Here is a 14,236-nt window from a genome sequence, read left to right on the forward strand (position 1 = left end):
GCCCTCCGCGGTCGTCATGGTACGGCCGCATCACTTCGCCCCGAACCCGCAGACCCTCGCCGACAACGGCTTCCAGCCGGCGACCGACGGTCTCGACGAAGCGGCGTTCGCGGCATCCGCCTACGACGAGGTCACGCGAGCCGCCCAGGCGCTCGAGGCCGCGGGCGTGACGGTCCACCTCTTCGAGGACGAGACGGTGCACCGCCCCGACAGCGTGTTCCCGAACAACTGGATCTCGACCCACTCGGGCGGCCATATCGCGCTCTACCCGATGTTCACGCCGAACCGCCGGACCGAGCGACGGTCCGACATCGTGGAGCTGCTGAAGACCACGTACCGCGTGCAGGACGTCATCGACTACTCGGGGCTTGAGTACGACGACGTGTTCCTCGAGGGCACGGGCGCGATGGTGCTCGACCACGAGTCCCGCATCGCGTACGCCGCCCGCTCCAACCGCGCCGACCCGATCGCACTCGAGCGGTTCTGCACGAACTTCGGCTACGAGCCGATGGTGTTCGACGCGGTCGACGGGCGCGGGATCGCGGTGTACCACACCAACGTCATCATGAGCATCGCGAGCGAGTACGCGCTGCTCGCGACCGACATGATCGTCTCACCGGCACGACGCCAGGAGATCATCGACCGCCTGTCGGCCCGAGGCCGCCGAGACGTCATCGGGCTCACCAACGCGCAGATCGACGAGTTCAGCGGCAACGCGCTCGAGCTGTGGGGCTCGCAGGGCCGCGTGCTGGCGCTCTCCCAGCGCGCCCACGACGCGCTCACCGACGACCAGCGCGCGCGCATCGAACGGTCGGCCCGCCTGCTGCCGCTCGACGTGCCGACGATCGAGCTGGCCGGTGGATCCGTGCGCTGCATGCTCGCGGGCGTCCATCTCGACCCGAGGCCAGGACTCGTCGAGCGGCACGAGACCCCGGCCGACGATGCCGCAGCCGATGAGGTCGCCGCGCTCTGACGTCGCCCCCCCCCCCCCCCCCCCCAGTCGACGACGGCCCCGATCCCGTTCGGGAGCGGGGCCGCCTCGTCGAGCGGCGCCGGGATCAGCGGTGCGGGTAGACGCGCTCGAGCGAGCCCGTGTACAGCTGCTGCGGGCGGCCGATCTTGGTCTGCGGGTCGAGGTTCATCTCGCGCCAGTGGGCGATCCAGCCGGGAAGGCGGCCGATCGCGAACAGCACCGTGAACATGCGCGTCGGGAAGCCCATCGCCTTGTAGATCACGCCGGTGTAGAAGTCGACGTTCGGGTAGAGGCGACGCTGCTTGAAGTAGTCGTCCTCGAGGGCGAACTGCTCGAGTTCCTTGGCGATGTCGAGCAGCGGGTCGTTCACGCCGAGGCCCTCGAGCACCGCGTCGGCGCTGGTCTTGACGATCTTCGCGCGCGGGTCGTAGTTCTTGTAGACCCGGTGGCCGAAGCCCATGAGCTTGACGCCGTCCTCCTTGCGCTTGACCCGGTCGACGAACTTGGCCACGCCCTCGCCCGAGTCGCGGATCTGGGCGAGCATCTGGAGCACGGCCTCGTTGGCGCCGCCGTGCAGCGGGCCCGAGAGCGCCTGGATGCCGGCGGAGATCGACGCGTACAGGTTCGCGCCGGTCGAGCCGACGAGTCGAACGGTGGAGGTCGACGCGTTCTGCTCGTGGTCCTCGTGGAGGATGAGCAGGCGGTCGAGCGCCTTCGCGAGCGTGGGCTCGATCGAGTACGGCTCGGCCATGTTGCCGAAGTTCAGCCGCAGGAAGTTCTCGACGAAATCGAGCGAGTTGTCGGGGTAGAGGAACGCCTGGCCGATGCTCTTCTTGTGCGCGTACGCGGCGATCACCGGAAGCTTCGCGAGGAGCCGGATCGTGGTGAGCTCGACGTGGTCGAGGTCGTGCGGGTCCGACGAGTCCTCGTAGTAGGTCGAGAGCGCGGCGACGGCGCTGGAGAGCACGGCCATCGGGTGCGCGGTGTGCGGCAGCGCCGAGAAGAATCGCTTGAGGTCCTCGTGGAGGAGCGTGTGGCGCCGGATCTTCTCATCGAATTCACCGAGCTGGTCGGCGGTGGGCAGCTCGCCGTAGATGAGCAGCCATGCCACCTCGAGGTAGGTCGAGTGCTCGGCCAACTGCTCGATCGGGTAGCCCCGGTAGCGCAGGATGCCCTGCTCGCCGTCGATGTACGTGATCGACGAGCGGGTCGAGGCCGTGTTCACGAAACCGTAATCGAGGCCGGTGAGGCCGGTCTGCCGAGTGAGGGACGACAGGTCGATGCTCGAGGTCCCCTGTGCAGCGGTGTGGATGGGGAACTCGGCGGTGCCGCCCGGGAAGGCCAGCGTCGCGGTGTCGGGGCGATCGGCCCCGGCCGCGTTGGTCACGACGTCGCTCACGGCATCTCCTGTGATCGTCACTTGCGGGGTCACCTGCTTTCCGGCCCCGTGCCGGTCGGCGTCGGCGGCCCGCACTACAGCCTAGACGGGCCCCGGGCGCATTGTCGCATCCGCCAAGAGATGACGGTCTGGGTTGACGGATGTCACAGATCTCACCGGACGGCGGTGGCCCGCAGCCGCTCCGCCGCTGCGGCGACCCGCCCATCGGGTGCGGTCAACGACAGTCTCACGTGCTCCGGGAAGTGCGCGCCGTAGAAGTATCCCGGGCCCCCGAGGATCCCGAGGTCGGCGAGCCGGCCGATCGACTCCCACGCGTCGCGGCCCTCGGTCGCCCAGAGGTAGAGCCCTGCCTCGCTGTGGTCGATGCGGAATCCCGCGTCCTCCAGTGCACCCTTGAGCCGATCGCGGCGCGCCCGGTACCGCTCCTTCTGCTCGGCCACGTGGGCGTCGTCGCCGAGGGCGACGACCATCGCCGCCTGGAGCGGCGCGGGCACCATGAGGCCGGCGTGCTTGCGGGCCGTCGTGAGTCGTGCGATCGACTCGCGGCATCCGGCCACGAACGCAGCACGATAGCCGGCCATGTTCGATTGCTTCGAGAGCGAGTAGATGGCGAGCACGTGCGTCGTGTCGCCGCCCGTGACCCCGGGATCGAGGATGCTCGGCACGGCGGTGTCGCGCCAGGGGCCCTCCCAGCCGAGCTCGGCGTAGCACTCGTCGCCCACGATCACGGCGCCGAGCTCGCGGGCGCGCCCGACCGCACGGCGCAGTTCGTCGACGCCCAGCACCCGGCCGTCGGGATTGCCGGGCGAGTTGAGCCACACGAGCCGGGTGCCGTCGGGCCACTCGGCGGGATCGTCGGAGGCCATCGATCGCGCTCCGGCGAAGATGGCACCCATCTCGTACGTCGGGTACGCCGCACGCGGGTGCACGACCAGGTCGCCTTCGCCGACGCCGAGCATGAAGGGCAGGAGCGCCACGAGCTCCTTGGAGCCGATCGTGGGCAGCACGGCATCCGTCTCGAGGCCCGTCACGCCGCGACGGCGCTCGTACCACGCCACGATCGCCCTGCGCAGTGCGGCGGTGCCGACGGTGGTCGGATACGAGTGCGCGTCGGTGGCGGCGGCGAGCGCATCGCGCACCACCTGCGGCGTCGGGTCGACCGGCGAACCGATCGACAGGTCGACGATCCCGTCGCGGTGCGCGGCCGCCCGCTGCCGATACGGGTCCATCAGGTCCCACGGGTACTCAGGCAGCGCGCCGAGCGCCATGCTCAGTGGCCCTGGGGCGGGAGCGCGGCGATGAGCGGGTGGTCCTTGGCGATCACGCCGACCTTCGCAGCACCGCCGGGCGAGCCGATGTCGTCGAAGAACTCGACGTTCGCCTTGTAGTAGTCGGACCACTCGTCGGGCAGGTCGTCCTCGTAGTAGATCGCCTCGACGGGACACACGGGCTCGCAGGCCCCGCAGTCCACGCACTCGTCGGGGTGGATGTAGAGCGAGCGTTCACCCTCGTAGATGCAGTCGACGGGGCACTCGTCGATGCAGGCACGGTCCTTCACATCGACGCACGGCAGGGCGATCACATAGGTCACGGTGGGTCGCTGTCCCTTCGATGAGGCTGGACTGCCAGTCTACGCGTGCGCAGCCGACGGAGGCGTGCGCGGGGCGTCGCGTGACGGCAGCGACGGCCACGCGACGATCAGCACCGCGATGAGCGCGGGGCCGACGGACCACACGGTGCCCACGAGACCGCTCGCCACGAGCACCGAGCCGCCCGGGCCCGGCAGCGAGAACAGCGCGACCGCCGCGACGATCCCCGCGGCGGCGGCGACAGCCGCCGCCCGCCCACCCGCGACGAGGCGGATGCCGATGAGCAGTGCGGCCACGCCCACAAGGCCCGCCGCGAGCCCCCATGGCACGGAGACCTCGCCGACCTGCCACGCGTGGCGGTGCCCGATCGTCGCGACGGTGCCGTACGTGAGACCGACGAGCGCGGCGATCGCGAGCGTGCGGATCCGTGCCCACGGCGACGGCGGCGCCGAGCGGTCGACCGGGCCGGCGCTCGCGACGGGTGCGGTGGTCACTGCGCTGCGGCGACCGCGCGGGTCACCGGGAGGACGGCCGCGGACGCGGCGACGCGGGCGTGGACGCGGCGGGGAAGGGCACGCATGCCGCGAGTCTACCCGCGGCGACGCAGGCGAACGATGGCGTAGCGTGGTCGCCGGCGGGCACCGATGCGCGCCGGGAAGGACGAGGAATGACCGAGCACCCCGCAGCCGACCAGGCCCGGCCACCCGTGCGCGTCGAGCGCGACGGCGTCGTTGCGACCGTCGTGATCGACCGGCCCGCCGCCCTGAACGCACTCTCCCCAGACGTGCTCCGCGCCGTCGCCGACGCCTTCGCGCAGCTCGCGACCGAGCGCGACGCCGTGCGCGGCGTGATCGTGGCCGGCGAGGGCGGCCGCGCGTTCGTGGCGGGAGCCGACATCCGCTCGCTCGCCGACCGGACGCCCGAGCAGGGCGCCGAGGCTGCGCGGCTGGGTCATCGCGTCGCCGAGGCCATCGAATCGTTCCCGGCGCCCGTCATCGCGTGCGTCGACGGGTTCGCGCTCGGCGGCGGCCTCGAGCTCGCCCTCGCGTGCGACCTGATCTACGCGACGGATGCCTCGGCCTTCGGCCAGCCGGAGGTGCGTCTCGGCCTCATCCCCGGGTTCGGCGGCACCGTGCGGCTGCCGCGTGCGGTCGGGCTCGCACTCGCCAAGGAGCTGATCTACACGGGGCGGCGCATCGACGCCGCGACGGCGGAGTCCGCCGGCCTCGTGGCACGCCGGTTCCCCGACCGGGAGTCGTTGTTCGACGGGGCGCGCGCGACCATCGCCGAGGTGGCCGAGAACGCCTGGACGGCGGTGGCGCTGGCCAAGCGCGTCCTCGTCGCGGCATCCGGCACGCCCACGGCCGTCGCGACGGATCTCGAGGTCGAGGGGTTCGCCGACGCGTTCCGTACCGACGACATGCGCGAGGGCGTCGCGGCCTTCCTCGAGAAGCGCGCGCCCGAGTTCACCGGCCGCTGACGGCCGCGAACGCCGACGCGGGGCGCACCGTCTCCTGACGGATGCGCCCCGCGTCGTGTCGACCGAGGGGTCAGCCGGTGACGTTCGCCTGCAGCCAGGACAGCCCGTCGAACCGGACGCCGTCGGCACCGTACATCTCGAGGTGCAGGTGCGCACCGGTGGACTGGCCGGTGGACCCGACCGCGCCGATCAGGTCGCCCGCGCTCACGCGCTGACCGGTCGAGACCGAGATCGAGCCGTACTGCATGTGCGCGTACAGCGACGTGATGAGCACGCCGTCGATGTTGTGCTGCACCTCGACGTAGGCGCCGAGGCCGCCGCCGGCCTCGGTCGCCGTGATCACGACGCCGTCGGCGAGCGAGACGATGGGGGCGCCGGCACCGGGGTTGAAGTCGATGCCGTCGTGGACGGAGGAGCAGCCGGCGCACGGGGCGCTGCGGGGACCGAAGCCGTCCGAGATCCTCGACGGGTCGACGGGCCACACGATGCGGGGCGTCTCGAGCAGGGAGACCTCGCCGACGCCCGCGACGCTCGACTCGATGGGCGGCGGCGCGGCCTCGACATCCCACTCGCCGACGTCGATGGGCTCGAGCGTCGCCTCGGCGCTCACCTCGAGCGACTGCGAGCGCTGCGAGACGACGTCCTGAGCGGGGGCGTAGACGGAGGCGCGGACCTCGGTGTCGGTGGCGTTGACCGCGAGCGCGGGGACGCTGGTGGCCAGCAGCATGCCGCCGGCGATCGACATCGCCGCGATCGACATCGCGGGGCGCAGGGGGCCGCCGGTGGCGCGACGCGCGCGGGGGGCGGCGTCACGGCGGGGGAACAGGGTGGGGCGGGGGCGTGCAGCCGCGCGGCGGCCGTGAGGGGGAGGAGTCATGTGTGTGGGGGTGGGGTTGCGTAACGATTGCGTAACTGGTTTCGGAAGAACCCGACAACCCTACGACCCCGTTTCTGTGAGGTTCATCAATCGGCGATCGGATGACGCGTGGCCGGTCGGCCACGCGTCATCCGCCCGACCCGACTCAGCCCTGCTTCTTGAGGCGCGACGCCGCACGCGCACGCGCGGTGGCGTCGAGCTCGACCTTCCGGATCCGCACCTTCTCGGGCGTGACCTCGACGCACTCGTCCTCGCGTGCGAACTCGAGGCACTCCTCGAGCGTGAGCTGACGCGAGGGCGTCATCGACTCGAACGTGTCGGCTGTCGAGGAGCGCATGTTCGTGAGCTTCTTCTCCTTGGTGATGTTCACGTCCATGTCGTCGTTGCGGGAGTTCTCGCCGATGACCATGCCCTCGTACACCTCCTCGGTGGGGTTCACGAAGAAGGTCATGCGCTCCTGCAGCGCGATGATCGCGAAGGGGGTCACGACACCGGAGCGGTCGGCGACGATCGAGCCGTTGTTGCGGGTCGTGATCGTGCCCGCCCACTCGTCGTAGCCGTGCGAGATCGCGTTGGCGATGCCCGTGCCGCGCGTGATGGTGAGGAACTCGGTGCGGAAGCCGATGAGCCCGCGGCTCGGCACGATGAACTCCATGCGGACCCAGCCGGTGCCGTGGTTCGACATGCCGTCCATGCGGCCCTTGCGGGCCGCTAGCAGCTGGGTGATGGCGCCGAGGTACTCCTCGGGCGCGTCGATCGTGAGGTGCTCGTACGGCTCGTGGACCTTGCCGTCGACCGTCTTCGTGACCACCTGCGGCTTGCCGACGGTGAGCTCGAAGCCCTCGCGCCGCATCTGCTCGACGAGGATCGCGAGCGCGAGCTCGCCGCGGCCCTGGACCTCCCACGCGTCGGGCCGGCCGATGTCGAGCACCTTCAGCGACACGTTGCCGATGAGCTCGCGGTCGAGCCGGTCCTTGACCATGCGCGCGGTGAGCTTGTGGCCCTTGACCTTGCCGACGATCGGCGAGGTGTTCGTGCCGATCGTCATCGAGATGGCGGGGTCGTCGACGTGGATCGCCGGCAGCGGACGCACGTCCTCCGGGTCGGCGAGCGTCTCGCCGATCGTGATCTCGTCGATTCCGGCGACGGCGATGATGTCACCGGGGCCGGCCTCCTCGGCGGGATGGCGCTCGAGCGCCTTGGTCTTCAGCAGCTCGGTGACACGCACGTTCGAGTGCGAGCCGTCGTGGCGCACCCAGGCGACGGTCTGGCCCTTGCGGATCCTCCCGTTGAACACGCGCAGGAGCGCGAGACGGCCCAGGAACGGCGACGCGTCGAGGTTCGTGACCCACGCCTGCAGCGGCGCCTCGTCGTCGTAGGTCGGCGCCGGGATGTGGGTGAGGATGGCCTCGAACAGCGGCTCGAGGTCGTCGCTGTCGGGCAGCGATCCGTCGGCCGGCTTGGTCGTCGAGGCGCGACCTGCCTTGCCCGACGCGTAGACGACGGGCACGTCGAGGATCGCGTCGAGATCGAGATCGGGCACGTCGTCGGCGAGGTCCGAGGCGAGGCCGAGCAGCAGGTCCTGGCTCTCCGCCACGACCTCGTCGATGCGCGCGTCAGGACGGTCGGTCTTGTTGACGAGCAGGATGACCGGCAGGCGCGCCTCGAGCGCCTTGCGCAGCACGAAGCGCGTCTGCGGGAGCGGGCCCTCGGACGCGTCGACGAGCAGCACCACGCCGTCGACCATCGACAGCCCGCGCTCGACCTCGCCGCCGAAGTCGGCGTGGCCCGGGGTGTCGATCACGTTGATGGTCACGGGGCCGGATGCCGCGTGCGCGCCGTCGTACTCGATCGCCGTGTTCTTGGCGAGGATGGTGATGCCCTTCTCGCGCTCGAGCTCGTTGGAGTCCATCGCGCGCTCGTCGACGTGCGCGTGCTCGGCGAACGAGTGGGTCTGCTTGAGCATGGCGTCGACGAGGGTCGTCTTGCCGTGGTCGACGTGGGCGACGATCGCGACGTTGCGCAGGTCGTTGCGGGTGGCCTTGGCCATGGTGGGTCCTCGCGTGGCCGCCGGTCGCTTGGCACCGGGGCGCGGTTCGGCAGCGCTGGAGGCGCTGGATGGGAGTCGGTGGGAGCGCGGTGGGCCGATCGACACGGATCGCGCCAGACCAGACTACCCTGTCGGCGGAACGACGGACGCCCGGCATCCGACTCGCGGATGCCGGGCGTCCGGCTGATGGACCCTCGGCGTCAGGCGCCGAGCTTGAGGTTCGCGCCCGGGATGGCCGCGAGCAGGTCCTTGGTGTACTGCTCCTTCGGGTTGTCGAACACCTCGTCGGTGGCCGACGCCTCGACGATGCGCCCCTTCTGCATCACGGCGACGTTGTCGGCGATGACGCGCACGACCGCGAGGTCGTGGGTGATGAAGAGGTAGGTCAGGTCGAGCTCGGCCTGCAGGTCGGCCAGGAGGCGGAGGATCTGCGCCTGGACCAGCACGTCGAGCGCCGACACGGCCTCGTCGAGCACGACGATCTCCGGCTTGAGCGCGAGCGCGCGCGCGATGGCGATGCGCTGGCGCTGACCGCCGGAGAGCTCGTTCGGATAGCGTCCGACGAGCGTGCGGGGCAGCGACACCTGGTCGAGCAGCTCGAGCACGCGGGCACGACGTGAAGCCGTGTCGCCGACCTTGTGCGTGTACAGCGGCTCGGAGATGGTGTTGCCGATGTTGCGCAGCGGGTTCAGCGAACCGTACGGGTCCTGGAACACCGGCTGCATGCGGCTCCGCAGCTCGAACAGCTCCGACCGGCTGACCTGCTCGAGGTCCTTGCCGCCGACGATGATCCTGCCGCTCGTCGCGTCCTCGAGCTTGAGGAGCATCTTCGCGACCGTCGACTTGCCGGAACCGGACTCGCCCACGAGGGCCATCGTGGTGCCCTTGGGGATCCTGAACGACACGTCGTCGACCGCGGTGAACTCCCCCGATCCGCGGATCTTGAAGACCTTGGTCAGGTTCTCGACCTCGATGGCGGGGGGCTTGGACGCTGCGGCGAGGACCGCCTCGTGGCGTGCCTCGGCGGTCGCGATCAGGTCGATCGTGTCGCCTGCCGCCGACGCGGCATCCGTCGACATCGAGGCCTCGGCCGCCTTGGCGCTGCCGGTCGACTGGATGCGGCGCGACGCGAGGCTCGGCGCTGCAGCGACGAGCCGCTGCGTGTACGGGTGCTGCGGGTGCTGCAGGATCTGCACCGACGGCCCCGACTCGACGACCTTGCCCTTGTACATGACGACGAGCTGCTCGGCGCGCTCGGCCGCGAGGCCGAGGTCATGCGTGATGAACAGCAGGGTCGTGCCGAGCTCGCGCGTGAGGGACTCGAGGTGGTCGAGGATCACGCGCTGCACCGTCACGTCGAGGGCCGAGGTCGGCTCGTCGGCGATGAGCAGCTGCGGGTCGGCGGCCAGGCCCATGCCGATGAGCACGCGCTGGCGCATGCCGCCGGAGAACTGGTGCGGGAACTGCTTCATCCGACGGTCGGCGTCCTGGAGGCCGGCCTGCTTCAGCACCTCGATGGCGCGGGCCTTGACCTCCTTGCGCTCGGTGGCGATGCCGTTGGCGCGGATCGCCTCCTCGACCTGGAATCCGATCGACCAGACCGGGTTCAGGTTCGACATCGGGTCCTGCGGGACGAATCCGATCTTGCGTCCCCGGATCGCCTCCATCTCCCGCTCCGACGCCGTGGCGAGGTCCTGGCCGTCGAGGAGGATCTGGCCGCCGGCGATGTGGCCGGTGCCCGGGAGCAGCTTGATGATCGCGTGCGCGGTCGTGGACTTGCCCGAGCCCGACTCGCCGACGATGGCGAGGCTCTGGCCGCGGTAGAGGGTGAGGTTGACGCCGTCGACGGCGGTGACCTTGCCCTCCTGCGTGTTGAAGGCGACCTCGAGATCCTTGATCTCGAGGAGCGGGCGCTCTTCGGCGCCGGGAGTGGACTGCTGCACGTCGGATCCGTTCACGGTCGAGGTCATCGCTGCGCCCTCGCCTTCGGGTCGAGCGCGTCGCGGATGACCTCGCCGAGCATGATGAAGCTCAGCACGGTCACCGACAGCGCGATGGAGGGCAGGATCAGGGTCTGCGGGTTCGTCCGCAGGTCGACCTGGGCCTGGCTGATGTCGTTGCCCCACGACATGGTCGTCGACGGGAGGCCGACGCCGAGGAACGACAGGGTCGCCTCGGCGACGATCGCCGAGGCGAGGGAGATCGTCGTGATGACGAGCACGGGAGCGATCGAGTTCGGCAGGACGTGCCGGAGCAGGATTCGGAACCGCGAGACGCCCAGCGCCGTCGCCGCCATGACGAAGTCCGCGTTCTTCACGCGCAGGATCTCCGCTCGCAGCACACGCGCGGTCGCCGGCCAGGCGAACGCGCCGATGGCCAGCGAGATCGTCCAGACGTTGGCGTACTGGGAGAACACCGACATCACGACGACGGCCGCGAGGATGTAGGGGATCGAGAAGAAGATGTCGCCGATACGCGAGAGGACCGCGTCGAGCCATCCTCCGTAGAAGCCCGAGAACGCTCCGAAGAGGACGCCGAGGAACGCGACGAGGAACGACACGATGAGGCCGACCGCGAGCGAGGTCGACGTGCCGTGGATGATGCGCGAGTAGATGTCGCAGCCCTGGCGGTTGTAGCCGAGCACGCTGTCGCCGCCGGGACCCTGGTTGCTCAGCGACAGCTGGCAGTAGCGCGGGTCGACGCTCGTGAAGAGCCCCGGGAAGACCGCGACGACCACGATGAGTGCGATCAGGGCCGCGGAGATCCAGAACATGGGCCGCTTGCGGAGGTCGCGCCACGCGTCCGTCCAGAGGTTCGAGGGCTTGCCCTCGGCCTTGACGGTGTCGATCGCGACGAGCGGGGTCTCGTCGACCGGCGCGACGAAGTGCGCCTGGGAGGGTCGGATGTTACTTGGCATAGCGGATCCTCGGGTCGAGAACGGCGTACAGCAGATCCACCAGCAGGTTGACGACCAGGTAGATCAGCACCATGACGGTCACGAAGGAGACGACGGTCGGTCCCTCTCCTCGGATGATCGCCTGGTAGAGCGTGTTGCCCACGCCCGGCACGTTGAAGATGCCCTCCGTGACCGTCGCACCGACCATGAGCACGCCGAAGTCGACGGCGAGGTAGGTGACGACGGGGATGAGCGAGTTGCGCAGGATGTGCACGGGCACGATCCGGCGACGCGACAGGCCCTTGCTCGCGGCGGTGCGAACGAAGTCCTGGCCGTCCGTCTCGATGACCGACGACCTTGTCAGTCGGACGATCTGCGCGAAGCTTCCGGCGGCGAGCACGATGGCCGGGAGCACGAGGTCTCCCCACGGGGCGCCCGGACCGACGGTGGTCCGGAACCAGCCCAGCTGGATGGCGAAGACGTACTGCGCGACGAAGCCGATGACGAAGATCGGGAGCGAGATCAGGATGAGGCTCACGACGAGCGCGCTGGCGTCGAAGATGCCGCCCTTGCGCAGGCCCGAGATCAGGCCGATGAGGATGCCGCCGACCATGAGGAAGATCGTCGACAGGAAAGCGAGACGGAGGGTGACGGGGAATGTGCGGGCGAGGATCTCGTTCACCGGCTCGCCCGAGAAGGAGATGCCGAGATCGCCCTGAAGGATGCCTCCGAGGAAGAGGAGGTACTGGACGATGAACGGCTCGTCGAGGTTGTACCGCTCCCGGACGGCCTCGAGGACCTGGGGCGGGGGGGTCTTCTCGCCGAAGAGGGCGACGATCGGGTCGCCCGGCATGGCGAAGACCATGAAGTAGATCAGGAAGGTGGTGCCGAGGAGCACAGGGATCGCCTGCAGTATTCGGCGCACGATGTAGCCGGCCATGGATCAGGCCCCGCGTTCTGCGTGTGTAGACATTGTTGAAGAAACCTCACCGATGTGGGGGTGCACCACACGATGTTACGCGCCTCGCGTGCACCCCGGATACGTGGGAGTGGGGCGGCGATCCATCGGACCGCCGCCCCACGGGCGTCAGAGAGTCTAACCCTCGGACACCGAGATCGAGAATTACTCCTCGGTCTTGGTCACCTGGTAGTACAGGGGCACCGAGTTCCAGCCGAACTCGACGTTCTCCACCTGCTCACCCCACGCGCCGTTGACGGTCGAGTACCAGAGCGGGATCGCCGGGAGGTCGATGAAGAGGAGCTCCTGCGCCTGCTGGAACTTCTCGATGCCCTCTTCGACATCGGTCGCGCCGAGGCCCTCTTCCATCAGCTGGTCGAACTCGGGGTTCGAGTAGTCACCGTCGTTCGAGCCCGCGCCGGTCTGGTAGATCGGGGCGAGGAAGTTCGACAGCGACGGGTAGTCGGCCTGCCAACCGGTGCGGAACGCGGTCTGGATGGCACGGTCGGTGATCGCGGTGCGGAACTCGGCGAACGTCGGGTAGGGAGCGCCCGTCGCGTCGATGCCGAGCTCGTTCTTGACCTGGTTGGCGACAGCGTCGACCCAGGCCTGGTGGCCACCGTCAGCGTTGTAGCCGATCTGGAACGAACCCTCCCACGGGCTGAGCGCGTTCGCCTCTTCCCAGAGCTCGACCGCGAGCTCGGGGTCGTACTCGAGGACCTCGGCACCGGGGATGTCCTCGGAGTAGCCGTCGATGACGGGCGAGGTGAAGTCCTTGGCCGGGGTGCGCGTGCCCGAGAAGATCACGTCGGTGATCTCCTCGCGGTTGATCGCGTGCGAGATCGCCGCGCGACGGAGCTTGCCCTCTTCGCCACCGAAGTGCGGGAGGCGGTCCGGGATGACGAACGACTGGAAGATCGCCGCGGGCTGGTTGACCGCGCGGTCGCCGAACTCGTCCTCGTAGGTCGAGAGCGCGCTGTCCGGGATGGCGTCGATGATGTCGAGGTTGCCACCCTGGAGGTCGGCGTACGCCGCGTCCTGCGTCGCGTAGAAGATGATGTCGAGGCCACCGTTGGCAGCCTGGCGGCCACCCTGGTAGTCCTCGTTCTTCACGAGGTCGATGCGCTCGTTGTGCTTCCAGGCGCCCTCTTCGGCCAGCATGTACGGGCCGTTGCCGATCGGGTTCTCACCGAAGGCCTCGAGGTCCTCCCACGCCGCCTCGGGCAGCGGGTAGAACGCCGAGTAGCCGAGGCGCAGCGGGAAGTCGGACTCGGGCTGCGAGAGCGTGACCTCGAAGGTGCGCTCGTCGATGACCTCGAGGCCCGACATCTCGTCGACGTTCTCGTCGTACGAGAAGCCCTCGATGGACTCGAAGAAGTAGCTCGAGAGCTGCGCGTTGTCGAGCGCTGCGCCGTAGTTCCAGGCCTTCACGAACGACTCGGCGGTCACGGGCTCACCGTTGGTGAACTCCTGACCCTCCTTGATGGTGATCGTGTAGGTCTGCGAGTCCTCGGTCTCGATGGACTCGGCCATGTCGTTGACCGGGGTGCCGTCGGCGTCGTAGTAGATCAGACCCGCGAAGATCGAGTCGAGGATCTTGCCGCCACCGGTCTCGTTCGTGTTGGTCGGGATCAGCGGGTTCTGCGGCTCGGAGCCGTTGGTGGTGATGATCGCGGTCGAGTCACCCTCGGGGGCCGCGGGCTCGCTGCTGGTCGAGCAGCCGGTGAGCGCGAGCGCGCCGGCCGCCGCAAGAGCAATGGCTGCGACGCCGATTCTCTTGATCTTCAATGTTCCTCCTGTGAGATGAGCGCACGACAGCACGACTCGCGTCTGGTGGACTCGAAGGTCGGGTCTGAGGGCGCTGGTAGGTGAGACGAGACTATAAGCGTGTCCGGGTCAGGCAAACCCGACGGCGGAACCGTTACCGAGGCGCAATCTACGACGGCCGGTCTGCTCACATGAGCAGCGTCGCACGCACGATTCTTGCGCGATGCGGCCCCGTGCGAGGATTGCC

Annotated in this window: 12 protein-coding genes; 2 read left to right on the forward strand and 10 right to left on the reverse strand. The window is 69.3% G+C overall.

Features of this window, described 5'->3' with window-relative positions:
• Positions 1-16: 16 nt before the first annotated feature.
• Positions 17-973: a citrulline utilization hydrolase CtlX gene (gene ctlX / locus ACULK4_RS11965; protein WP_445964634.1), complete on the forward strand. Its 957-nt coding sequence runs from the start codon at positions 17-19 to the stop codon at positions 971-973.
• Between the two features lie 85 nt (positions 974-1,058).
• Here the strand turns inward: ctlX and ACULK4_RS11970 are convergent, their stop codons facing one another.
• From ACULK4_RS11970 to ACULK4_RS11985, 4 genes are all read right to left on the reverse strand, one after another.
• Positions 1,059-2,372 carry a citrate synthase gene (locus tag ACULK4_RS11970; RefSeq protein WP_445964635.1) on the reverse strand — a complete coding sequence of 438 codons (1,314 nt, stop codon included), beginning with the start codon at positions 2,370-2,372 and terminating at the stop codon, positions 1,059-1,061.
• 152 nt (positions 2,373-2,524) lie between these two features.
• Positions 2,525-3,640 (reverse strand): succinyldiaminopimelate transaminase, encoded by a 1,116-nt coding sequence (gene dapC / locus ACULK4_RS11975; protein WP_445964636.1) that lies wholly within the window; start codon positions 3,638-3,640, stop codon positions 2,525-2,527.
• 2 nt (positions 3,641-3,642) lie between these two features.
• Positions 3,643-3,963 (reverse strand): ferredoxin, encoded by a 321-nt coding sequence (gene fdxA / locus ACULK4_RS11980; protein ID WP_445964637.1) that lies wholly within the window; start codon positions 3,961-3,963, stop codon positions 3,643-3,645.
• Positions 3,964-4,002: 39 nt separating this feature from the next.
• Positions 4,003-4,455, reverse strand: coding sequence for a hypothetical protein (locus ACULK4_RS11985; RefSeq protein ID WP_445964638.1), 453 nt, complete (start codon positions 4,453-4,455; stop codon positions 4,003-4,005).
• 173 nt (positions 4,456-4,628) lie between these two features.
• Here ACULK4_RS11985 and ACULK4_RS11990 point away from each other — a divergent pair, with 173 nt between their 5' ends.
• Positions 4,629-5,441 carry an enoyl-CoA hydratase/isomerase family protein gene (locus ACULK4_RS11990; RefSeq protein WP_445964639.1) on the forward strand — a complete coding sequence of 271 codons (813 nt, stop codon included), beginning with the start codon at positions 4,629-4,631 and terminating at the stop codon, positions 5,439-5,441.
• 70 nt (positions 5,442-5,511) lie between these two features.
• Here the strand turns inward: ACULK4_RS11990 and ACULK4_RS11995 are convergent, their stop codons facing one another.
• The 6 genes from ACULK4_RS11995 to ACULK4_RS12020 all read right to left on the reverse strand — a co-directional run bounded on the left by ACULK4_RS11995 (position 5,512) and on the right by ACULK4_RS12020 (position 14,010).
• Entirely contained in the window at positions 5,512-6,186 is a 675-nt protein-coding gene (locus tag ACULK4_RS11995) for a peptidoglycan DD-metalloendopeptidase family protein (protein ID WP_501043315.1), read from the reverse strand.
• A gap of 277 nt (positions 6,187-6,463) precedes the next feature.
• Positions 6,464-8,368, reverse strand: coding sequence for a translational GTPase TypA (typA, locus tag ACULK4_RS12000; protein ID WP_445964641.1), 1,905 nt, complete (start codon positions 8,366-8,368; stop codon positions 6,464-6,466).
• Positions 8,369-8,568: 200 nt separating this feature from the next.
• Entirely contained in the window at positions 8,569-10,338 is a 1,770-nt protein-coding gene (locus ACULK4_RS12005; protein WP_445964642.1) for a dipeptide ABC transporter ATP-binding protein, read from the reverse strand.
• Positions 10,335-11,285 (reverse strand): ABC transporter permease, encoded by a 951-nt coding sequence (locus tag ACULK4_RS12010; protein WP_445964643.1) that lies wholly within the window; start codon positions 11,283-11,285, stop codon positions 10,335-10,337. Before ACULK4_RS12010 ends, ACULK4_RS12005 begins: the two co-directional genes overlap by 4 nt.
• Entirely contained in the window at positions 11,275-12,204 is a 930-nt protein-coding gene (locus tag ACULK4_RS12015) for an ABC transporter permease (RefSeq protein ID WP_445964644.1), read from the reverse strand. Before ACULK4_RS12015 ends, ACULK4_RS12010 begins: the two co-directional genes overlap by 11 nt.
• A gap of 183 nt (positions 12,205-12,387) precedes the next feature.
• Entirely contained in the window at positions 12,388-14,010 is a 1,623-nt protein-coding gene (locus tag ACULK4_RS12020; RefSeq protein ID WP_445964645.1) for a peptide ABC transporter substrate-binding protein, read from the reverse strand.
• Positions 14,011-14,236: the final 226 nt, after the last annotated feature.

This window comes from Agromyces selenitireducens, from assembly GCF_052748465.2.